Here is a 22,292-nt window from a genome sequence, read left to right on the forward strand (position 1 = left end):
GTACCTATTCACCTTTAAACGGGGGAATAGGGAACGTATTGATGGATGGTGACCCGTTACCCGCGATATGGAATTTTAGTCTCGTGTTATTTCTGGTGCTATTGAACGGCTTCTTCGTGGCTGCTGAGTTTGCCATGGTCAAAGTCCGCAACAGCCGCATTGACGCGCTGGTGCAGGAAGGAAACCGGAACGCCAGATTCGCCAAGACCATCGTGAGCAACATGAACGGTTACTTATCGGCCTGCCAGCTGGGCATCACGCTAGCCTCATTAGCGCTGGGCTGGATAGGCGAGCCCGCGATCGCCAGGCTTCTTGAGCCGGCGCTGCGTCCGCTGCAGCTTTCCGCTGCGGTTATTCATACGATCTCCTTTGTCATCGCTTTTACGATCATAACCGCCTTTCACATCACGCTGGGAGAACAATTCCCCAAAACCTACGCCATCCGCATGTCAGAGAGAGTTACTTTGCTGTCTGCCGGACCTCTCATTTTATTTTACAAGCTCATGTACCCTCTGATCTGGTTTTTAAACGGCACCTCGAACTGGATGCTTCGCAAAGCGGGGATTGAGCCAGCAGATGAACACCATACCGTACACACCGAGGAAGAAATTCGTGTTCTGATGAAGGAGAGCAACAAGAGCGGTTTTATCGACAATACCGAATTCACCCTCGTAGACAATATTTTTGATTTTGCGGAGACCAACGCCCGTGAGATCATGATTCCGAGAACTGAGATGATCTGCCTGTACGCGGACCTGTCCTACGAAGAAAACCGGATGATCGCTATTACCGAAATGCATACCCGATATCCGGTCTGCAATCCGGACAAAGATAATATTATCGGCTTTGTCCACATCAAGGATTTGCTGAAATCCGACCAGGACATCGATCAGATTCTCAGTATCGTTCGCCCCATCACCAAAGTGCCCGAATCGATGCAAATCAGCGCGCTATTGAAGCTCATGCAGAAGAAAAAGACTCAAATGGCCCTATTGATCGACGAATACGGAGGAACCTCTGGCCTCGTAACGTTCGAGGACATCATTGAAGAAATCGTCGGAGAGATTCAGGATGAGTTTGACGAGGAGCGTCCGCAAATCGAAAAAAAGGACGATGTGACGCATTCCATTGACGGACGTTTGCTTATTGAAGAAGTGAACAGCTATTTCGGATTGGAGATTGAATCAGACGATTATGATACAATCGGCGGCTGGGTCTATTCCCAAGTGGAAATGCCCCCTAGAAAAAGCCAGCGTATCCGCTATGATGACCATTATGATTTTATTATCGACGAAACGGATCAGCTTCGCATTTCGAGAATTGTGGTGAAAAAGAGAGGGAAAGGGCATCCTCACTCGGAGAACCCGTCTGTCAGCATATAGCATAGGAGAAAATCTCACAAAGTAAAGCCTTGGCTTCGAGGCCGAACCAGGTAGGTACCTTACGGGGGAAATCCTGAAATTAATACATTCAAAGAAAGGTCACCTTATGGTTTCCCATAAAGTGACCCTTTTTGTCCCTTCCAACCGGCAATGTTAAGGAATCATGACATCGATGGTAGCTCCGCCGAGACATTCTTCCCCGTTATAGAACACGACGGATTGTCCGGGAGTAATTGCTTTTTGCGGCTGATCGAAAGTGACCTCACAGGTACCGTCTTTGCCGAAAGCAACCGTGACTCCTTGGTCAGGTTGGCGATAACGGAATTTAGCCGTGCAGCGAATGGGGGATTCAGGCAGCTTGCCGCTGATCCAATTGAGATCCGTTGCACGCAGCCCGCTCGAGTACAGGCTTGGATGCTTTTCGCCTTGAACGACATACAAAATATTGTTCTCCAGGTCCTTGGAGGCGACGAACCAAGGCTCACCGCTGCCGGAGCCTCCGATGCCGAGCCCTTGCCGCTGGCCGAGCGTATAATACATCAGGCCGTCATGACGCCCTTTCAGCTCGCCTTCCAGCGTGCGCATATCTCCAGGCTTTGCAGGCAAGTAGCCGCTCAGAAACTCCTTGAAGTTACGCTCCCCGATAAAGCATACACCGGTGCTGTCTTTTTTCTTGGCGGTGGCTAGACCTGCTTTTTCCGCGATAGCACGAACTTCCGGCTTCGGCAGATGGCCGATAGGGAACATGGCCTTGGACAGCTGGTACTGATTCAACGCATTCAGGAAGTACGTCTGATCCTTATTGCTGTCTACCCCGCGGAGCAGGCGGAAGAGCCCGTCCTTTTGCTCGACTCTTGCATAATGGCCTGTCGCAATATAATCGGCGCCAAGCTCCAGAGCTTTTTGCAAAAATTCACCGAACTTGATTTCGCGGTTGCACATCACGTCGGGATTCGGCGTTCTTCCTTTGCGGTATTCATCCAGGAAATACTGAAACACCTTGTCCATGTATTGTTTCTCAAAATTTACCGTATAATAGGGAATACCGATTTGATCGCATACTCGGCGAACGTCCTCCGCATCTTCTTCTGCGGTGCAGTGACCGAATTCGTCGGTATCATCCCAGTTTTTCATGAAAACGCCGATAACCTCGTAGCCCTGCTCCTTCAACAGGAGTGCGGAAACGGAAGAATCGACTCCGCCGGACATACCGAGGACGACACGTGTTTTACTATTCATGCGGGTTACCCCTCCTTACAGCTTGTTCGACCTTAAGCTCGAAGCAGCCGGCAATTTCAGGCTGTTCAAGTTGATTCGTTCCGGCATCTGACGAGTATCATCAGAGCTTAGGAAAGTCGTATCTCTTGTATTATACATAGGTTTATTCGAATAATAAAATATTTCATGAATATGTCAAGTTTTTTCTCCCACTTTACTGGGTTTTATGTTACGATATAAAGGATACCAAAATGTATGAAATGTAAATGAGGTGCTTTATTTGAAAATTTCTACCAAAGGCCGTTACGGATTAACCATCATGATGGAATTGGCTACCCGATATGGTGAAGGCCCTACCTCTTTGAAAAGTATTGCCGAGAAGCACCAGCTCTCCGAGCATTATCTGGAGCAATTGGTTGCGCCTTTACGGAATGCGGGCTTGGTTAAAAGTATTCGCGGCGCTTATGGGGGATATATATTATCGAAAACTGCGGAAGACATTTCCGCGGGCGATGTGATTCGGGTGCTTGAGGGTCCGATCAGCCCGGTCGACTTTACCGAAGAAGATGATCCGGCCAAACGCGACCTGTGGGTTCGTATCCGCGACAGCATTGCCGAGGTTCTCGACTCTACGTCTTTGCAGGACCTGATATCCTATAAGGATGAAGGACAAAACGATAATTATATGTTCTACATATAATCTAACGGAGCACGGATATGACGTTTATTTACTTCGATCATGCTGCGACAACGCCGGTTCATCCGGAGGTTGTCGAGGCTATGCTGCCCCTATATACACAAACTTTCGGGAACGCCTCCAGTACACATAGCGCAGGAAGAGAAGCCCGTTCCGTTATCCATCAGTCGCGGGATACATTAGCTTCCTTTATCGGCTGCGCGCCTTCCCAAATTATTTTCACAAGCGGTGGAACAGAAAGCGATAATATGGCTTTGTTTGGTGCTGCCTATGCCAGGGCATCTGAAGGGAAGCACATTATTACAACCCAAGCCGAGCATCATGCCGTGCTGCATGCCTGCGAGCATCTGGAACGGCAGGGCTTTGAGGTTACTTATTTGCCTGTCGACATCACCGGACGCGTGCGTATTGCGGATGTAGAGCAAGCGATTCGCCCGGATACCATATTGATAAGCATTATGTACGCTAATAATGAAGTCGGAACGATTCAGCCCATTACGGAAATCGGTATGATGGCACGGGAGCGCGGCATTTACTTTCATGTGGATGCTGTGCAGGCGCTCGGAAATATCCGTATGGATTTGAGCCGTCTTCCGGTTGATTTCATGAGCTTTTCCGCACATAAGATTAATGGCCCCAAAGGAATCGGAGCGCTGTACGCAGCTAATAGAACAAGAATAGAGCCTCTTCTGTATGGAGGCAATCAGGAGCGCAAGCGCCGTCCTGGAACAGAGAACGTCGCCGCCATCGCGGGTTTCGCCAAAGCGGTCCAAATCTTGAGTCAGGACATGTATGAAAAGCAACAAAACTTGGAAAAACTACGTAACGAGATGATTTCGAGGGTTCAACAACAGCTCGGCAGCGAGCAGGCTGTGGTAAACGGACATCCTACAGAGCATGTTCCCCACATCCTGAATATGAGCTTTCCGGGTGTGTCGACGGAAACTATGCTGATGAATTTGGATCTCGAGGGAATAGCGGCCGCCAGCGGCTCCGCTTGTACTTCAGGGTCCCTGGAAGTATCTCACGTTTTGAAGGCTATGGATCTTCCCGAGGAGCGGATGGCTTCCGCAATACGTTTTAGCTTCGGCCGCGGAAATACATTGGAACAAATTGAAACGGCAGCTCAAAAAATTGCAACCATCGTAAACCGAGTCCGTAGTACATAGTAAACAAATGTTTATTTAACTAGCTGCTTCAGGAGGAAGTCTCCATTGAAAAGAGCGCGTGACGTGATCGGTTTGCCGATATTTTGCGTACAATCCGGTAAGCAGGTAGGTACGGCCAAAGATTTACTGCTCGGCGACGCTTGGCAGGTTGAAGCCGTACTTCTGGAGACGAAACATTGGTTTGCCGCTCCAAGCTGCGTTATGTGGAAAGATGTTATCGCTTTGGGCGAGGACGCCATTACGATTGAACATGAAGAAGTTATCAGCCGTCTGGATGAAGAGCAAAGCTATACCTCATTGGTTAACGGAGACAGGAAATTAAAGGGCATGCCCGTCTTAACGATAAACGGTCAGCAGCTAGGTATCGTTGACGATGTTTATTTGGATCAAAATAGGGGTAAAAAGGTAATAGGCTACGAATTGACAGAAGGTTTTATCTCCGATTTGAAGGAAGGGCGCAAATGGCTTCCTTTGCCTGATTCCGTTACTGTAGGTAAAGACGCGATTATCGTACCCGTTCACTGCAATGATACATTGGAGGAAAGTATAATACCAATTGAAGAATAGGGTGATTCAGATGCTACGTTGTCCAAATTGCAATTCCAAAGATATCGGCAAAATCGGCTCCCATCAGTTTTATTGCTGGGGATGCTTCATTGAGCTGACGGTGAACGGTGAAAAAATGTCCGTCTATCAGGTTGAAGAAGACGGAACGCTCAGTTCCCTTGATGATTTATTTTTCGAAGAAGAAATGCCTCAAGTCCATGCCAACTAACCCGTCGGTTAGAGCTTAGACAAACGACATACGGCCGGTCTCAGCGTTTTGCTGGGGCCGGTCTTTTTGTGCCGTGAATTTATAAGATTTCAGGGCATCAACTCGCAAAGTAACGTAAATCAGCTTCGATGCATAGCCCTCGCTTTGTGGTTCTATTGTTCGCGATAGGTATATTGTGGACGTCGTGTTATTAACCATTGTATTCTGCAGCATTCAAGATATGATCGCCTCAGGCACAATTGTCGGGTGTCTAGGATTAAGATTCCAGGGTTGTACATATACTGTAAGAGTAGGAAAGAACGTGCTCCGAGGCAGGTGATCCGCATGGAACGATTTTATAAGAGCCATCTGTTTACGGTTCTTGTTTATATATTGCTGAGCTTATTGATCCTATTCTTTTTGCTGCAAATTCGTCCCATGATCGTGGCGATCTACGGCTTCCTCAAAGAAATTCTGGCTCCGTTTATAATAGCAATGATCATTTCATATGTGCTGAATCCGGTCGTTTCCCTGCTGAACGCGAGGAAGGTGCCCAGAACGGTCGCCGTGCTGCTCATTTATGCAGTGTTCATACTATCGACCACCGTCGTGCTGATGAATGTGATTCCCATGTTTATGAGCCAGTTGGCGCAGCTGAATAACCATTTGCCTCAGCTGGCTATGAAAGCCCAAGGGTTCGTGGACGGAATGAATAGCGTGCAATTTTTGCCCGACAGCGTACGTACTGGGATCAACCAGTCGCTGGCGAAGCTGGAAAACGGCATTTCGTTAGCCATTTCGCAGTATATAGACGGAATTGGAAGCACGATTAATATGGTATTTATCGCTTTCATTATTCCGTTCCTGGCGTTCTACATTCTCAAGGATTTTCAGCTTATCGAGAAGACGGCTTTGGCTATCGTGCCGAAAGCCAAGCGTAAGCAGGTCGTGACACTGCTCGTTGAAATGGACACGGCGCTCGGTAACTATATCCGAGGTCAATTTCTCGTATGCATGATAGTCGGGGTATTGGCTTATATCGGTTATTGGATCATCGGGATGCCTTATGCGCTGCTACTGGCGCTGGGGGTAGCGATATTTAATATTATCCCGTATTTGGGACCTTTTTTCGGGGCTGCACCGGCCATCATCATGGCTGCGACCATTTCCTTGAAAATGGTGCTGATGGTCGTTATCGTCAATGCCATTTGCCAAATCCTGGAGGGGAATGTTATTTCCCCGCAGGTGGTAGGAAGGTCGCTCAAAATGCATCCTCTGGTCATTATATTCGCCTTGCTGGTAGGCGGCGAGCTGGCCGGTGTGATCGGGCTGATCCTGGCAGTTCCTTTCTTCGCGGTCATGAAGGTGATCCTGCAGCATGTGTTAATGTACTACATCCACCGCAGAACGACTTAACATTCTTTTTGCATAATGGCAGAAATTTTTGGAACCATTGTTGGGTTGATGCGTATTACCATAAGCGCTGAAAAATAAGCGGTACAAGTGCATATGCATATGTTTTTTGGAGGAGCCTGTCACCAAGGGCTCCTTTTTGCCGTTTTCAGGCTTACGGTAAGTACTTCGCAAACTAAGTTGTGCTTACGAAGCAAGTTTTCTATCGAAAACTAAGTAGTGCTTACGAAGTAAGTTTGCTTCGCAAACTTTAAGGAGGGTCAACATGGATCAACAAGCATGGATTGCCATCGGAATTTTTCTAGTCATTTATGCACTCATCATTAGCGAGAAAATTCATCGTACCATCGTAGCGATGATAGGCGGCATCCTGATGGTGGCATTAGGAATTGTAAGCCAGGAAACAGCGGTACATCACATCGATTTTAATACGCTCGGCTTGCTGATCGGGATGATGATTATCGTCGGCATCACAGCGGATACAGGCTTATTCAAGTATATAGCCGTATGGTCGGCCAAGAAGGCAGGAGGACATCCTGTCAGGATTCTCGTCGTATTGTGCCTGGTTACCGCGGTAGGCTCCGCCTTTCTGGATAATGTAACGACCGTATTGCTTATGGTGCCGGTTACGCTTAGCATCACGAGAAAGCTTCAGGTAACACCGATTCCCTATTTCATCTCGCAAATTATGGCCTCCAATATCGGGGGAACCGCTACGTTAATCGGGGATCCGCCCAACATCATGATTGGCAGCGCCGTCAAGGAACTTACGTTCATGGCCTTTATCAATAATTTGTCGCTGATCTCGATCCTGATTTTACTGGCGACGCTGCCCTTTTTCGTTCTGATCTACCGCAAGAAGATTCAAACCACGGATGAACTGCGTCAAGGCATCATGGAAATGGATGAAAGGTCGGAGATTACCGACACCAGGCTGCTGGTGAAGTGCCTAACGGTACTCGGTTTGACGGTCTTTGGATTTTTTGTGCATCAAGTCCTTCATCTGGAGTCGGCTACCGTCGCCTTGGCAGGCGCCTTCCTGCTGCTGTTATTAACGGGGGAGCACGCTCTTGAGCAGGCGTTCCATCGGGTAGAATGGACGACGATCTTCTTCTTTGTCGGTTTGTTCGTGCTTGTGTCCGGCCTTGTCGAGACGGAGGTCATAGCAGCCCTTGCGGAATATGCCATAGGCATTACCGGCGGGGACGTAACCAAATCGGCCATCCTTATCCTGTGGCTGAGCGCAATCGCATCCGCATTTCTCGATAACATCCCGTTTGTCGCCACGATGATCCCGCTCATTCAGGAGATGGGAACAATGGGGATTACGAATTTGGAGCCTTTATGGTGGAGCCTAGCGCTAGGCGCTTGTTTGGGAGGCAACGGCTCGCTTATAGGAGCCAGCGCGAATCTGATCGTAGCAGGAATCTCCGGAAGGGAAGGGCATCCTATTTCCTTTATGACTTTTTTCAAGGTCGCGTTTCCGCTTATGCTCTTATCGATTGTCATTGCGAACATCTACATCTATTTGCGATATCTAATGTAGAAGAAACGTTGTCTGTAATGTCGAAGCAAGCTGCTGCCGAGTTGACATGGATATCGTGAAACGTATATAATTTCCTTAATTACTGCAAAAAATGGATAATTGAAAGCGTTGATGAAATTCAGTAAGCCATAGCCCATGATCCAGAGAAGAGGCTCTGGTCCGCATCCATGATGGGGACTAGCTGAGAGAGCCTTTCCATGAAGGATGGCCGAAAGCTCATTTCGGAGTGCGGAACAAATCCGCCGGATGGACTCGTTATTCGTCTAATAAGGAGATTGTGCAGCTTGCAGGCAGGTAGGCATCAATGCGCTTGCATAAGCAGCTGGACAGTAACCAGGGTGGTACCGCGATCGATTCGTCCCTGTCAGCAGGGGCGTTTTTTTGTTTTTTAAGATAGTTATTGTGGCTCAGCTGGCGGCTTAAAGGGATTGCATTTGATAAAAGGCAGGTCCTTGTACAAGGCGTGCATGCGTCTGCTGACGGAACGGAGTTATCACAAAAACAGACTATATAGTAGGAGGATCAACAATTATGAAAGCCAGTGAAATTCGCTCCAAATGGTTGGCATTTTTCGAAAGCAAGGGACATAAGATCGAGCCGAGTGCTCCGCTTGTTCCTCACAATGACCCGTCGCTCTTATGGATCAACGCGGGTATGGCTCCATTAAAGCCTTATTTCGATGGACGAGTTGTGCCTGATAATCCGCGCATTGCCAACTCCCAGAAGTGTATTCGTACCAATGACATTGAGAACGTAGGTAAAACACGCCGTCACCACACGTTTTTTGAGATGCTGGGCAATTTCTCCATCGGAGATTACTTCAAGGAAGAAGCGATCACCTGGGCTTGGGAGTTCTTGACCGGCAAAGAGTGGCTGGGAATGGACCCGAATCTTCTGTCGGTAACTGTGTATCCCGAGGATACCGAAGCTTACGAATTCTGGAACAAGAAAATCGGTCTGCCTGAAGAACGTATCTACAAGCTGGAGGATAACTTCTGGGATATCGGCGAGGGACCTTGCGGACCTTGTACGGAGATTTTCTATGACCGCGGCGACGCTTACGGAGACCTGAACGATCCTGAGTGCTGGCCGGGAGGAGAGAACGAACGCTTCCTGGAAGTGTGGAACTTGGTGTTCTCCCAATTCAACCATAACAAAGACGGCAGCTACACGCCGCTGCCTAATAAGAATATTGATACGGGCGCGGGCTTGGAGCGTTTTGCGAGCGTATTGCAGAATGTGGATTCCAACTTCGATACCGATTTGTTCCAGCCTATTATTCAACAGACCTGCAAGCTGGCAGGTGTGAAATATAATGAGAATGAAGATCACGACGTCGCTTTGAAGGTTATTGCCGACCACATCCGTACCGTTGTTTTCTCTGTAGGCGACGGGGTGCTGCCATCCAATGAAGGCCGGGGCTACATCATTCGCCGCCTGCTTCGCCGCGCAGTACGCTACGGAAAAGTACTTGGAATGGATAAACCGTTCCTGTACACTCTGACGCCTGTTGTTGGAGAGGTCATGGGCGTTTACTATCCGGAAGTGGTGGAAAAGCACGAGTTCATCGAGAAAGTAATCCGTACGGAAGAAGAGCGTTTCCACGAAACCTTGTCCGACGGGCTTATGATCCTGGCGGAAATGACGGAGAAAGCACGCAAAGAAGGCAGCACGCAAATCAGCGGCCCGGATGCCTTCAAGCTGTATGATACCTACGGCTTCCCGTTTGACTTGACGGAGGACTTCGCCGCTGAAAAAGGAATGACAGTAGATAGAGAAGGCTTTGACCGCGCCATGCAGGAGCAGCGCGACCGCGCAAGGGAAGCTCGTAAGGATGCGGACAGCATGAAGGTTCAAGGAGGACCGTTGTCCGACTACACGGTTAAAAGTGAGTTTGTTGGGTATACTGAATTGGTAACAACTGCTAAAGTGATTTCTATCGTTCATGAGAATCAATTCGTCGACTTGGTCGGCGTGGGCGAAACCTGCCAGGTCATTCTGGATAAAACGCCTTTTTATGCCGAAAGCGGCGGTCAAGTGAGCGATCATGGCGTGATGACGGCAGGGGAGCTTACGCTGCGTGTCGATGATGTTGGGAAAGCGCCTCATGGCCAGCATGTGCATACTGTAACGGTCGAATCCGGCGTTCTCCGCAAAGGAGATACCGTACAGGCGTCTGTTAACGAGGAGCTGCGCGACGATATTATCAAAAACCATACGGCGACCCATTTGCTGCACAAAGCGTTGAAGGAAGTGCTGGGTGAGCATGTCAACCAGGCGGGTTCCTTGGTAGCTCCGGAGCGTCTGCGCTTTGACTTCTCGCATTTTGGAAGCATTAGTGCGGAGGAGCTGCAGGATATTGAGCAGCGCGTTAACCGGCAAATTTGGAAAAGCACGCCGCTCAACATTTCGCTGAAGCCGATTGCTGAAGCCAAAGCAATGGGAGCTATGGCCCTGTTCGGTGAAAAATACGGCGATGTCGTCCGTGTAGTGCAGGTAGGCGACTACAGCCTGGAGCTGTGCGGCGGATGCCATGTTGCCAATACTAGTCAAATCGGCTTGTTCAAAATCGTCGGTGAATCCGGCATCGGTTCCGGTGTTCGCCGGATCGAAGCAGTAACCGGACGCAATGCATATGAGTATTTGGATCAGCAGCTTCAGCTGCTTCGCGACTCTGCCGGATTGTTAAAAGCCAATATTCAAGACGTTCCGAAGCGGATTGACGGCCTGTTCGCACAACTGAAGGAGCTGTCTCGCGAGAACGAGTCGCTCAAGGCAAAGCTTGGCAAAATTGAAGCCGGCTCCTTGACGGATCAAGTGAAGGATGTCCAGGGCGTGCCGGTACTGGCTGCTCAAGTAAGCGCTGGAGACATGGAATCGCTGCGAGGCATCCTGGATCAAATGAAAGCCAAGCTCAGCTCAGCGATTATCGTGCTCGGCGCCGCATCCGAGGATAAAGTGAACCTTGTGGCGGCTGTAACGCCAGACTTGATTTCCAAAGGCTTCCATGCCGGCAAGCTGATCAAGGAAACAGCGGCAATCGTAGGCGGCAGCGGCGGCGGACGTCCGGATATGGCGCAGGCGGGAGGCAAAGACGCGTCCAAGCTTCAAGAAGCGCTTCAGCAAGTCGAGAAGCTGGTTGCTCAGGTAACGGCGTAAAAATTCAAGCAAGCCTAAAATAAATTTGCTTTGTCAACAGGAATTATTCGACAAACAGCGAATATAAGATGATATCGGCTGTTGTCAGCTATGTTTTACATTTATGTTTCTAAGGGGGTGTTGGGATGAGTTCGATGGATAAAACGATGAAATTTAACGTAAAAGCGGAAGAAATCGAAACATCGCCCAAGGAAGTCATGTTGGCGGTATATGACGCGTTACAGGAGAAGGGCTATAATCCGATCAATCAAATTGTGGGGTACCTTTTATCCGGCGACCCGGCTTATATTCCCCGTCATAACAATGCAAGAAGCATAATTCGCAAACGGGAGCGCGATGAACTGATCGAGGAATTGGTCCGTTCCTATTTGCAGCAGCATAAATCGTAATGAGTAAGCAAGGCCTCGGGTGCAGAGACTAAGTCCGGGGCCTGCCTTTGGGAGTTTACAAGTCATGCAGCGTTTAATGGGTTTGGATTATGGAGACAAAACGATCGGCATTGCTTTAAGCGATGAGCTCGGCTGGACCGCGCAGGGCCTCGAAGTTATTCGTCGTACGACCTTGGAACGGGATTTCGCAAGAATCCGTGAAATCATTGACCAATACAGTGTCAGTGAATTGGTTGTCGGCTTGCCGAAGAACATGAATAATACGATTGGGCCGCGCGGTGAAATCTGTATCGAATTTGCCCAGTCATTGCAGCAAGCTTTGCAAATGCCCGTCCATTTATGGGATGAGCGCCTAACTACCGCGTCCGCGCAGCGAACGCTGCTAGAGGCTGATGTAAGCCGCAAAAAAAGGAAACAGGTCATTGATAAAATGGCAGCTGCGCTTATTTTGCAAGGATATATGGATTCCAAATCGAAGAGGTGAATGGTATGTCTAAAGAGGAACAACTGCAGGAAGAAGAATTGGATATCATTGTTATTCCGGATGACGATGGCAATGAAGAGGAATTTGAAGTGGTTGCAAGATTCGAGGTAGACGGTTCGGACAAAAAATATTTGATGGTTGTTCCGATGGACGCCGACGAAGAGTCGGATGAAGTGTATGCCTTCCGCTACGAGGAGGATGGAGACGACTTGCAGCTGTACACCATCGATGATGAAGAAGAATGGAATATCGTGGAAGAAACGTTCAACACGCTGATGGATGAAGCGGCGGAGGACGAGGAAGAATCCCGTTAAGCCAAGGCAGGAGGATTATCCTTTGTACGAATTGAAAGATATGAAACCAACGAATCAGTTGCGCAGCGCATACGGAGATGATATTATTTTGTATGACGACCGCGAACAATCCGTTGCTTACAAGCTTCTGGCCGAATTTCAGCTGGGCGACCAAAGCTACGCGGTGCTTCAGTCTGAAAAAGGCAAGAACGAAGAGCCTGAGATCTTCAAGGTTACCTCGGCTGAAGGTGAGCTTGAACTCGAGACTATAGATGACGATGACGAGTGGGAAATGGTGTCCGAGCTTTACGACGAGATGACCTTCCCGCAAGACGATATGGAGTAAACGACAATTTGCTTTCAAACGGAGGCGAGCGGAGACAATCCGCTCTTTTTCGTTGTTTGGATGGCAATAGATAGATATAGCTTTTGGTGAAAGGAGCCCAGGGAAAACGTGACTGCAGGACCTAGAATGGCGTTAGGCAAGAAGATCGCCATAATCATCATAATCGTTTTTCTGGCGGGTGCAGCCGGTATCGGTTGGTATGCAAGACAAATGCTCCGGCCGATGCCTTCATCTGATCAGCCTGTGCGTGTAGTGATCCCTTCGGGGACAGGTTCTTCAGCCATTGCGCAGAAGCTGGAGCAGTCAGGACTTATTCCTAATGCGACTATGTTCACCTTGTATTTGAAATATAAAGGGCAAGGGGATAAGCTGCAGGCCGGCGAATATGAGTTAACTCCAGGAATGTCGCTGGACGCTATTATAGACGTACTGAACAAAGGATTGACCATCAAGGAGCAGGGAGTCAAATTGACGGTTCCTGAAGGCTTTACAGTCAAGCAAATTGCTGAGAAGGTGAATCAGCAGTTCGGGACAGAGGCCGGTTTGTTTGTAAAAGCCGCGCAGGAAGGGAACCATTATACCGCGCATTCGTTTTCCTATATACCTGAAAGCCCACAGCTGAACAACAGGCTGGAGGGGTATTTATTTCCTGAGACGTACGAATGGAAGAAAGATATCCCCATCGAGGATATGCTGGACCAAATGATGCTCGAGCTGGACAAGAAGCTTGCCTCGCTTCCCGACGGTTGGCAGGAGAGCATCCGTTCACGAGGACAAACGGTCCATCAAATGATGACCGTTGCTTCTCTTATCGAAAGGGAAGTCGTTCTGGACGAGGAGCGTCCGCTGGTGGCCAGCGTCATTTACAATCGATTGAGCAAATCTATGCCGCTGCAAATTGATGCGACGGTCCAGTATTTGCTGGATAAGCCTAAAGAACGATTATTTGAAAAAGATTTGCAAATAGAAAGCCATTATAATACGTATTTGCATCCCGGATTGCCCCCGGGTCCGATAGCTAGTCCTAGTCTAGCTTCTATCAAAGCCGCAATAGAGCCCGCTGACACCAAATATTTGTTTTATGTCACCAAAAAAGATGGAAGCAAGGGGCATTTATTTGCGGAAACCTATGAGCAGCACCAACAAAATATTGCGGCAAGCAAAAAGAACCAATAAGGAGAGAGTGGTATAATGAGAAAACCGGAGCTGTATATATCAGCCGGCTCGGCGGAAGAGGTAAGAGCCTATATCGAAGCGGGTGCTGACGCTGTTGCTGTAGGCGAGCACCGATTCGGAATGCGACTGCCGGGGGAGATTAAGCTAGACGAGCTAAGCGAGCTGATCCCGTGGGTTCATGAGCAGGGAGCCAAAATTTATGTGGTAGCCAACAAAATCATGGAGAATGATCTGCTTGCAGAGCTGGCCGATTATTTACGCCGTGTCAAAGAATTGAAGGCGGCCGCCGTCGTATTCGGGGATCCCGCTGTGCTGATTGCTATGCGCCAAGGCGCACAAGGATTGCCGCTCCATTGGAATGCGGAGATGACCTCGACCAACTATGAAACGGCGAATTACTGGAGAGCCAAAGGGGCAACAAGGGTCGTTCTGGCGCGCGAGCTGAACTTGGAAGAAACGCTTGAGATCAAGAGACAGCTTCCCAACATGGAAGTTGAAGTGCAGGTCCACGGTATTACGAATATATACCATTCCAAACGGAATCTTCTGACGAATTATCAGGAGCATCAAGGGCACGATCAACGCCGGAGTACAGGCAAGGAGGAAGGGCTTTTCCTTATCGAGCAGGAACGTAAGGATGAGCGCTACCCGGTCTATGAAGATGCCAACGGAACCCATATTATGAGCTCGGACGATATTTGTATGCTGGAGGATTTGCATGAGCTGATGGGCGGGCAAATTGACAGCTTCCGAATCGATCCCCTGTTGAAGCCGCTTGAATATAACTTGACTGTGATTCAAAGCTACCGTAAAGCGATCGATGCGTACTTTGCCGATCCGGAGCAGTACGCGTTCCAGGAAGAGTGGATGGATGCGATTCGTGAGCTGCAGGACCCGCGGCGCGAGCTGTCATTCGGATTCTTTTATAAAGAACAAGTCTATTAATGCATCGGAACACAAGCATATTATTGAATAAGGGGTTGAAACCATGACTTTGGTACAGCAAGATCTACTTGGCAAACGTGTACGCCTCGAAAAGCCTGAGCTGCTTGCTCCCGCAGGAAGCTTGGAAAAGCTGAAATTTGCGGTTCACTACGGGGCGGATGCGGTTTATATCGGCGGTCAACAGTACGGACTTCGCTCGAACGCGGACAACTTCACCTTTGAGGAAATGCGCGAAGGCGTGGAGTTCGCTGCGCGCTACGGAGCCAAAGTGTTCGTTGCAACGAATATTTATGCCCATAATGAAGATATAGCCGGGATTGAGGACTATTTGCGCGGCATTCAGGATGCGGGTGTAGCTGCCATTATCGTCGCCGATCCGGTGATTATTGAAGCATGCAAACGTGTAGCTCCCAAGCTGGAGATTCATTTGAGCACTCAGCAATCGACGATGAACTGGCAAGCCGTCCAGTTTTGGAAGGAAGAAGGCGTGGACCGTGTCGTCTTGGCTCGCGAAGCGAGCATGCAGGAAATTGTAGATATCAAGAAGCATGTTGATGTTGAAATCGAAGTATTCGTCCATGGCGCTATGTGCAGCTCTTATTCGGGACGCTGCGTCTTGTCGAACCATTTTACCGATCGGGATTCCAATCGAGGCGGCTGCTGCCAGTCCTGTCGTTGGAAATACGATTTGTTCACGACCGAAGAAGATCGGCTCGAAGGCATCAAGGAGCTTCCGCTGTTCAGCGAGACGGATAATGCGTTCTCTATGAGCTCGAAGGATCTGTGCATGATTGAACATATTCCCGATCTTGTCCGTTCGGGTGTAGACAGCTTCAAAATCGAAGGCCGTATGAAAAGCGTTCACTATGTAGCAACGGTTGTGAATGCCTATCGTCAAGCCATCGACGCCTACTTCGAAGACCCGGTGAACTATACCTTAAAGCCGGAATGGCAGTATGAGATCCAAAAGGCGGCGAACCGTCCGTTGAATACAGGCTTCTTCTATGATGAGCCGGGACATGAAGACCATATCTTTGAACCGGAAGATAAGGCTGCTCCTTACGACTTTGTGGGTGTGGTGATGGAGTATGATGAAGCTACGGGTATAGCGACGATCCAACAGCGAAATCACTTCAAGCCGGGACAAGAGGTTGAATTCTTCGGGCCTAAAGGCACCTTCTTCAAGCAAACCGTACCAGCTCTTTATGATGAAGAGGGGGTCGAGCTCGACGCTGCCCGCCACCCGCTGCAAAGAATTAAGCTGAAGGTGGACCAACCGGTCAAACCATTCGACATGATGCGTAAAAAAATGAGGAAAGCGTAATTGCGCTCCCATAGATGAACTATCCGAAGTCCCTGTATATCAGGGGCTTTTTTCTTATGTTCTAGGAAGTAAGGCCCATGGACAAAGTTGTAAAAAAAGAATATTATGCTACGTGTTACCATGGAAATGTTTGTAGGTTGACGAAAGCGATCATAGTAAGTCGACAGAACTATTTTTTTGCAATGAAAGCGATTTTTTGAGAGGAATTAGGCGGACCATGTCGAATAACATGGTAAGCTTAAACTGCATCCCAACTACGCAGAATAACCTATTTCAGAAGCAGGGTGGTGGGTCCTTTGAAGGGGATACTGTCTTTATTGAAACAATGGACAGAGAAAATCGGTAACGGGTTCAAGGCAAGAAAATTACAAGGAAAAGGTTCAAGCGGCCAATCACTGAAAGAAGCTGTGCCCGGATCGCTGGGTGGTTTGCGATTGGAAAACCCATTGAAGTCTGTCGGGATGAAGCTGTTCCTGATCTTCCTGGTCAGTATTTTGTTTTTCGTGCTGACGGTAGGGTTTACTTCGTTTAACATTTCCAGCGGCGTGCTTCAACGGAAAGTGGTTGACGCTTCCGAGCAAACTATCATTCAAGCAGGTCAAAAGCTCGATTTATTGTATGGAGTCTATGAAGACCTATCCATGCAAATCTTATTGGATGATGAGATGAAGAGGCTGCTAACTGAAGTGGATGGTGTGAATCGAAGCAGCTATGATTTCTTGCAGTTAAGACAAAAAATCGGCGATAAGCTAAACGTGTATACATACTCCAACAAGACGATTAAAGCAATCCATTTGATTCGTGCGAACGGCGAGCCGCTCAGTGGCTCCGGAAGCACTATGAGCAAGGAAACCGTAGCGCAGGAAGATTGGTACAAAAAGATTGTGGAGAACAACGGAAAGGCGACTTGGCTGGAAGCCAAAGTCAAAGGCTATTCCGAGGCGACGAATGGCTCGACCTTCGCATTGGGACGTTTGCTGAAAAACACGGCGACGAACACGCCGCAGGCGATTCTGTTAATGGAAGTTAGCGTTGACGCCATCGATAAAGAGCTTGGGGATATCAAAATGGGTGACGAGGGGCAAACTCTGATTCTAACCCCGGACATGAATGTCATCTTCTCCAACGACCGCAGCATGATCGGTGAGAAATCCGCTTTGGATGTAGCGAAAGAGTCACTTGCAGAAGAGTCTCATAATACGATGACAGCCAAGAAGGACAAGCAAATCGTTTATTATAAATCACCAAAAACGGGCTGGTATCTGATGGGTGCTATGCCGGTAGCCGAGCTGGTGAAGGATGCCAAAGTCATCTTCAATATCACTTGGGTAATGGCTATCGTAGCGGCTCTGATTGCCGTCGTTATCGGAATTTTCGTAGCAAGAATGATCGGCCGTCCGGTTGTCATTCTGCGTAACCTGATGAAAGAAGGGGAGCAAGGGAACTTGACCGTTCGGGTGAAGGTCAGCAGTCAGGATGAAATCGGCCAGTTGGGTCAAAGCTTCAACCAGATGATGGAGAAAATCACCCAGCTGGTACAGCAAACGAACCATTCTGCACAAGAGGTTTTGGCTACAGCTGCAGAGCTGTCCGACGCCTCCAAGAAAACGGCTGTATCAGCCAAAGAAATCGCTGTCGCAACGGAAGAAATTGCCGGCGGTGCTTCCAGCTTGGCCGTTGAATCGGAGCGCGGCAACGAATTGACGCATAATATCAGTATCCAGATGAAATCGGTTATCGATGCCAATCTGGTTATGGGTAAGGCAGCTTCCAGCGTTCAGCAATCCAGTGAGCAAGGGATTCAGTATATGTCGGATTTGATTGGTAAAACCAATGAGACCGAGACGATGACACGTGAAATGGTTGATAAGGTTGACAATCTGAAGGAAAGCACCCGCTCGATCCGCAAAATTCTGGATGTACTGAACAATCTGACGAAGCAGACGAACATTTTGTCCTTGAATGCAACCATTGAAGCGGCACGCGCTGGTGCAGCCGGCAAAGGATTCATGGTCGTTGCCGATGAAATCCGCAAGCTCGCCGATCAATCCCGTCAATCGATTGCTATTGTAGGACAAGTGACGGAAACGATTCAAAAAGAAATCGATGAAACGGTTAATGCGCTCTCGAACGCGTATCCGATGTTCCAACAGCAGATCGTTGCTGTAAAAGAAGCGGATTCAATATTTAAAGAAGTTCATTCTCATATGAACGGATTTATTACCCAATTGTCAGAAGTGACGGAATCGATTGATAATTTGAATGCGTCCCAGGTAGTCCTGTCCGATGCGATGTCCAATGTGAGCGCCGTTGCCGAGGAATCTTCCGCGACTTCCCAAGAGGTAGCTTCGCTGAGCTCGGAGCAATTGAACATCAGTACAGGCCTGGTTCGCCTGTCGGATAAACTGGAGCAGCTGTCCAATTCGCTTCAAGAATCCTTGTCCAAATTTGAGGTATAACTTTTCGAATCCAATTGTTCATCTAACTATAAGATTCGCTTCAGTAAGCTTTTTTCAGGGCGTGCTTCTGGCCTTGAAAAAAGCTTTTTTATTTTCTAGTCTCCCATGCTTAAGCGAATGCCATAGACAAGGAACTGGCCGCAGGCTAGTCAGCTTGTTGAAAAACCCTGTTTTGCGAGAACTATGCTACATATGGAGGTGGGGTATGCCTCGGAGGAGTTTACGTCCGCCTTTGAAACCCGTGAAAATACCGCTAATTCTAATCACATTTCGCGGGTTTCAACTGCGGCCGGAGGGGCATACCCCACTGGAGTATTCGGCAGCAGCTCAAGCTCGTCTAACGGCCGAATAATTCATAAGCAGGTGTTTGCATAAGAAGGAAGAAGCTTATACTGCTAATATTCGGTTCCGAAGGGATGACAGACGAATGGAGAATCGCACCGGGGTAAAGAAGCATCGCATGTTTTACATTTTGTTGCTGGTCATTGCTTTATTAGTGATACTGAATGGGCGATTATTCTGGGTACAGGTAGCTGCCAGCCGGAATTTGACCGGACATCATATTGATTTGGTTGAAAATTCCGTGATTCAAAGGGAGAAAGGAATTGTACTGGATAGCGGAAGAGGAGATTTTTTTGACAGAAACGGAATACCATTAACTGGTAAACAGCTGTCTGTGCTGACCGTATTTCCGGTTCAGCATTATTTCCCGGAAAATAAGAAGGGACTGGATGAAGAAGCTCGGATGGCTCGCATATTGAATGTATCCTTAAAGGAATGGACAAGCTTTACCTTATCCTTGAAATCCCCACAAATTTGGTCTGTGAACGGGAAGCCGGTTGAATTAACGACGGAACAAATAGAACAAATCAAAGCGGTCGGTCTGCCCTACGTAACAGTTACGCAATGGAAGCAGCGGTATGATGCGAACGTATTAGCCAGTCAGGTCCTCGGCTTCATCGGCCAGAATCCGGAACGGATTACCAAGCAATTCACAGATCAGTTTCATAAAGGAGAGCTTCAGCTCACCAGTAAAATCGGCGGGGCCGGCCTGGAAAAAAGCTTTGAGCCTTGGCTTCAGGGGATCGGGCCAACTTCACTCTCCTTGTTTACCGATGCCAACAAGCATCCCTTACCCGGTCTTGCAACCAGGATGTTCTCTCCCCGGAATGACTATTATCCGGTTAAAGTTATGACGACCTTGGACGCAGCGATTCAGCAAAAGGTGGAGCAGATCCTGTCCAAGCTGCAGGTTCGAGAAGGTGCTGTCGTCGTCTTGGACACCAAGAATTCGGATGTCGTCGCTATGGCGAGTCGGCCTTATTTTCACCCCGACCATGTTGATCTGGAGAAAGGAGCATGGAGCAATCGGGCCTTGAAAGCTGTGGCCCCGGGTTCCATATTTAAAACCATAACAGCGGCCGCCGCATTGGAGGAACATGCCGCGAGTGCTGGTGAGACGTTTCATTGTGATGGAGAGCTTGGCCGCTACGGGTTGACATGCTGGAAGAAGGAGGGGCATGGAACGCTGACAATGGAAGAGGCCTATGCTCAATCGTGCAACATCGTCTTCGCCACTTTAGCCGAACGACTTGATGGAAAGAAGCTCGAAGAGTATGCACATAAATTGGGGCTCGGGGTTCAAGTGGGCTGGAAAGGCAAGGCAATGCAGTTCGAAGACTTCCAAGAATGGGATGCTGAAGAGCAGGGACAAGTGTTCTCCGCCCATACGCCTCAGCAGGATGGCGGAGTCAAAGCACAAACCTCCATTGGACAGCGGGATGTTCTGGTGACTCCGCTTCAGGCGGCGAATATGGTCGTTACTCTCCTGCACGAAGGCAAAGTGAGCATGCCTCGTATTGTGAAGGAGCTGCGCTTCCAAAACGACAGAGTGATGGAAGTACTATCTCCGAAACAAACAGAGGGTCTTCCCAAAGGCATTGCTGCCGGGACGGCCAAGCAGCTGCTTCACTGGATGGAAGAAGTAGTTGAACATGGTACGGGGAAGGCGCTTCATCAAGCTCAATGGACGCTCGCAGGTAAATCAGGCACGGCTCAAGTCAAAGATAGAGAAGGGAAAGACAAGGTCAACCAATGGTTCATTGGGTACGGTCCGGTAGAAAAGCCCCGTTATGCGGTCGCCGTTCTTGTCCAAAATGTTCAGCCGGATCAAAAAAACACATCCATTCCATTGTTTGCACAAGTCATGGATGTGTTGGCCAAGCAATCTTAATGGTAGGAGCTGTTATGAAGGGAAGGGATCAGGAGTGAGAAGCAGGTCCCTTTTCCCACTTCACTTGTGACATCGATCTTGCCTTGAATCGTTTGAATGACGCGATAAGTGACCATCATACCGAGGCCGGTGCCTTTGTCCCTGGTAGAGTAAAACGGTGTGCCGAGTCTGCGGATTTCCTCAGGTGTCATTCCGATCCCATGGTCGATGATATCGATGCAGACAGTCCTGTTTTGCAGCGTCCCGATAATTTTCAGCGTTCCGCCGTTAGGCATCGCTTCGATCCCGTTCTTGCATAAATGCATGATGCATTGTACGAATTTATCTTTATTCGCGCTGATGGTCAGCTTCTCGTCCAGCTCAGTTTCAATATCGACATGGCACAGCCTGGCGTAAGGGGTAACGGAAATTACGGCTTGTTCGATCAACTGCTTGGCGTCAACCAGCTCAATCGCTTCCAGGTGAGGCTTGGCGAAGGCAAGATAATCATTCACTATCGAATGAGCCTTATCGATTTCCTCGATAACCATGCTTGTATAAAGCTGCCGTTTGTCTTCCGGTAAGTCGGGCTGCTTGACAATTTGCATGAACCCTCGGGCAACGGTCATTGGGTTTCGGATCTCATGTGCGAACGAAGCGGCAAGGTCGCTGAGCACATTCATCTTATCGGTCTGCTGTAATTGACGGCGCATTCTGACATTGGTTCTGATTTGCTCAATGATGTAAATAACAAGACCAAGGGTAAGGCCATAGAACAGGCTGTATGAAATGAAGTAAATCCAAAACGTTACGTCCATCCGCTGTCCCGCAAACCAAAAAGCAATACAGGAGTAGAGGGTGGAGAGCATGCCTATCCCTAATCCTAATACGGCTCCGGCAGCTACATTGCGGTATCGGGTTTGGTTGACGATATAAGGCTTGGCACGGGTAACGACAAACATCAAGGTTATGAGCAGCGCCGTACTGCAGATTAACGCAGCGATATCCCCACCGAGATAGATCCGATGGGCAAGAATAGCCACAAAAACCAGAATCGACGGCACCAACCCGGCGTATATCACGCATATGGTTAACGGTATCATTCGAAAGTCATAAAAAAATCCGGAAGAAAACCGGAATGGATATGTCATGCACAATATAGCAATAATTGTCGATAAAATGGCAATAACCCGCTTGTTGGTTGTCGTCAGATTCGGGTTCTGCCTGTCTCCCCAAAACAGCTGATACAGCAGCACAGGGGTAATAATAATAAGCATGTTCAATAGAAGCTGGTTAATAACGTCCAAATGAGATCACCTTATACAA

At 48.6% G+C, this 22,292-nt stretch carries 19 protein-coding genes; 17 read left to right on the forward strand and 2 right to left on the reverse strand.

Features of this window, described 5'->3' with window-relative positions; all coding sequences use genetic code 11:
- Positions 1 to 41: 41 nt before the first annotated feature.
- Positions 42 to 1,382: a hemolysin family protein gene (locus B1728_RS23890; RefSeq protein WP_079912937.1), complete on the forward strand. Its 1,341-nt coding sequence runs from the start codon at positions 42 to 44 to the stop codon at positions 1,380 to 1,382.
- A 153-nt stretch (positions 1,383 to 1,535) separates the two neighbouring features.
- On the opposite strand, the gene mnmA is transcribed toward B1728_RS23890, so the two are convergent.
- A complete protein-coding gene (gene mnmA / locus B1728_RS23895; RefSeq protein WP_079912938.1) occupies positions 1,536 to 2,621 on the reverse strand; it encodes a tRNA 2-thiouridine(34) synthase MnmA in 1,086 nt (361 codons plus the stop codon).
- Positions 2,622 to 2,880: 259 nt separating this feature from the next.
- Here mnmA and cymR point away from each other — a divergent pair, with 259 nt between their 5' ends.
- From cymR to B1728_RS23975, 16 genes are all read left to right on the forward strand, one after another.
- Entirely contained in the window at positions 2,881 to 3,300 is a 420-nt protein-coding gene (gene cymR, locus B1728_RS23900; protein WP_079912939.1) for a cysteine metabolism transcriptional regulator CymR, read from the forward strand.
- A gap of 17 nt (positions 3,301 to 3,317) precedes the next feature.
- Positions 3,318 to 4,466, forward strand: coding sequence for a cysteine desulfurase family protein (locus B1728_RS23905; protein ID WP_079912940.1), 1,149 nt, complete (start codon positions 3,318 to 3,320; stop codon positions 4,464 to 4,466).
- Positions 4,467 to 4,511: 45 nt separating this feature from the next.
- Positions 4,512 to 5,033 carry a PRC-barrel domain-containing protein gene (locus B1728_RS23910; RefSeq protein WP_079912941.1) on the forward strand — a complete coding sequence of 174 codons (522 nt, stop codon included), beginning with the start codon at positions 4,512 to 4,514 and terminating at the stop codon, positions 5,031 to 5,033.
- 10 nt (positions 5,034 to 5,043) lie between these two features.
- Positions 5,044 to 5,241: a hypothetical protein gene (locus B1728_RS23915; RefSeq protein ID WP_028549805.1), complete on the forward strand. Its 198-nt coding sequence runs from the start codon at positions 5,044 to 5,046 to the stop codon at positions 5,239 to 5,241.
- A 324-nt stretch (positions 5,242 to 5,565) separates the two neighbouring features.
- Complete coding sequence (locus B1728_RS23920; protein ID WP_079912942.1) at positions 5,566 to 6,636, forward strand: AI-2E family transporter; 1,071 nt, start codon at positions 5,566 to 5,568, stop codon at positions 6,634 to 6,636.
- A gap of 262 nt (positions 6,637 to 6,898) precedes the next feature.
- Positions 6,899 to 8,179 (forward strand): ArsB/NhaD family transporter, encoded by a 1,281-nt coding sequence (locus B1728_RS23925; protein WP_079912943.1) that lies wholly within the window; start codon positions 6,899 to 6,901, stop codon positions 8,177 to 8,179.
- A 531-nt stretch (positions 8,180 to 8,710) separates the two neighbouring features.
- Positions 8,711 to 11,338, forward strand: coding sequence for an alanine--tRNA ligase (alaS, locus tag B1728_RS23930; protein ID WP_079912944.1), 2,628 nt, complete (start codon positions 8,711 to 8,713; stop codon positions 11,336 to 11,338).
- A gap of 125 nt (positions 11,339 to 11,463) precedes the next feature.
- Entirely contained in the window at positions 11,464 to 11,727 is a 264-nt protein-coding gene (locus tag B1728_RS23935) for an IreB family regulatory phosphoprotein (protein ID WP_028549809.1), read from the forward strand.
- Between the two features lie 64 nt (positions 11,728 to 11,791).
- A complete protein-coding gene (ruvX, locus tag B1728_RS23940; protein ID WP_079912945.1) occupies positions 11,792 to 12,211 on the forward strand; it encodes a Holliday junction resolvase RuvX in 420 nt (139 codons plus the stop codon).
- A 5-nt stretch (positions 12,212 to 12,216) separates the two neighbouring features.
- On the forward strand, positions 12,217 to 12,525 hold the full coding sequence (locus tag B1728_RS23945; protein ID WP_079912946.1) for a DUF1292 domain-containing protein: 309 nt from the start codon (positions 12,217 to 12,219) through the stop codon (positions 12,523 to 12,525).
- 22 nt (positions 12,526 to 12,547) lie between these two features.
- On the forward strand, positions 12,548 to 12,850 hold the full coding sequence (locus tag B1728_RS23950; RefSeq protein WP_256865477.1) for a DUF1292 domain-containing protein: 303 nt from the start codon (positions 12,548 to 12,550) through the stop codon (positions 12,848 to 12,850).
- Between the two features lie 108 nt (positions 12,851 to 12,958).
- The gene (mltG, locus tag B1728_RS23955) at positions 12,959 to 14,026 is read left to right on the forward strand and encodes an endolytic transglycosylase MltG (RefSeq protein WP_256865478.1); all 1,068 of its coding nucleotides are present in this window, start codon (positions 12,959 to 12,961) and stop codon (positions 14,024 to 14,026) included.
- 12 nt (positions 14,027 to 14,038) lie between these two features.
- Positions 14,039 to 14,971: a peptidase U32 family protein gene (locus tag B1728_RS23960; protein ID WP_144027986.1), complete on the forward strand. Its 933-nt coding sequence runs from the start codon at positions 14,039 to 14,041 to the stop codon at positions 14,969 to 14,971.
- A 43-nt stretch (positions 14,972 to 15,014) separates the two neighbouring features.
- A complete protein-coding gene (locus B1728_RS23965) occupies positions 15,015 to 16,295 on the forward strand; it encodes a peptidase U32 family protein (protein WP_079912949.1) in 1,281 nt (426 codons plus the stop codon).
- Between the two features lie 461 nt (positions 16,296 to 16,756).
- Positions 16,757 to 18,754, forward strand: a complete 1,998-nt coding sequence (locus B1728_RS23970; RefSeq protein ID WP_079913126.1) for a methyl-accepting chemotaxis protein — start codon at positions 16,757 to 16,759, stop codon at positions 18,752 to 18,754.
- Between the two features lie 427 nt (positions 18,755 to 19,181).
- Positions 19,182 to 20,987, forward strand: a complete 1,806-nt coding sequence (locus B1728_RS23975; protein ID WP_079912950.1) for a peptidoglycan D,D-transpeptidase FtsI family protein — start codon at positions 19,182 to 19,184, stop codon at positions 20,985 to 20,987.
- On the opposite strand, the gene B1728_RS23980 is transcribed toward B1728_RS23975, so the two are convergent.
- Complete coding sequence (locus B1728_RS23980) at positions 20,984 to 22,273, reverse strand: ATP-binding protein (RefSeq protein ID WP_079912951.1); 1,290 nt, start codon at positions 22,271 to 22,273, stop codon at positions 20,984 to 20,986. The two genes, B1728_RS23975 and B1728_RS23980, sit on opposite strands and share 4 nt — an antisense overlap.
- Positions 22,274 to 22,292: the final 19 nt, after the last annotated feature.

Origin of the sequence: Paenibacillus sp. 32352 (assembly GCF_002042965.1) — a bacterium.
Lineage (GTDB): Bacteria > Bacillota > Bacilli > Paenibacillales > NBRC-103111 > Paenibacillus_S > Paenibacillus_S vulneris.

Coding starts and splice junctions, on each gene's coding strand:
- B1728_RS23905 (WP_079912940.1), top strand. CDS start 3,318: ATGACGTTTATTTACTTCGATCATGCTGCGACAACGCCGGTTCATCCG.
- B1728_RS23970 (WP_079913126.1), top strand. CDS start 16,757: ATGAAGCTGTTCCTGATCTTCCTGGTCAGTATTTTGTTTTTCGTGCTG.
- B1728_RS23935 (WP_028549809.1), top strand. CDS start 11,464: ATGAGTTCGATGGATAAAACGATGAAATTTAACGTAAAAGCGGAAGAA.
- B1728_RS23945 (WP_079912946.1), top strand. CDS start 12,217: ATGTCTAAAGAGGAACAACTGCAGGAAGAAGAATTGGATATCATTGTT.
- alaS (WP_079912944.1), top strand. CDS start 8,711: ATGAAAGCCAGTGAAATTCGCTCCAAATGGTTGGCATTTTTCGAAAGC.
- B1728_RS23975 (WP_079912950.1), top strand. CDS start 19,182: ATGGAGAATCGCACCGGGGTAAAGAAGCATCGCATGTTTTACATTTTG.
- B1728_RS23920 (WP_079912942.1), top strand. CDS start 5,566: ATGGAACGATTTTATAAGAGCCATCTGTTTACGGTTCTTGTTTATATA.
- B1728_RS23915 (WP_028549805.1), top strand. CDS start 5,044: ATGCTACGTTGTCCAAATTGCAATTCCAAAGATATCGGCAAAATCGGC.
- B1728_RS23965 (WP_079912949.1), top strand. CDS start 15,015: ATGACTTTGGTACAGCAAGATCTACTTGGCAAACGTGTACGCCTCGAA.
- B1728_RS23925 (WP_079912943.1), top strand. CDS start 6,899: ATGGATCAACAAGCATGGATTGCCATCGGAATTTTTCTAGTCATTTAT.
- mnmA (WP_079912938.1), bottom strand. CDS start 2,621: ATGAATAGTAAAACACGTGTCGTCCTCGGTATGTCCGGCGGAGTCGAT.
- ruvX (WP_079912945.1), top strand. CDS start 11,792: ATGCAGCGTTTAATGGGTTTGGATTATGGAGACAAAACGATCGGCATT.
- B1728_RS23890 (WP_079912937.1), top strand. CDS start 42: ATGGATGGTGACCCGTTACCCGCGATATGGAATTTTAGTCTCGTGTTA.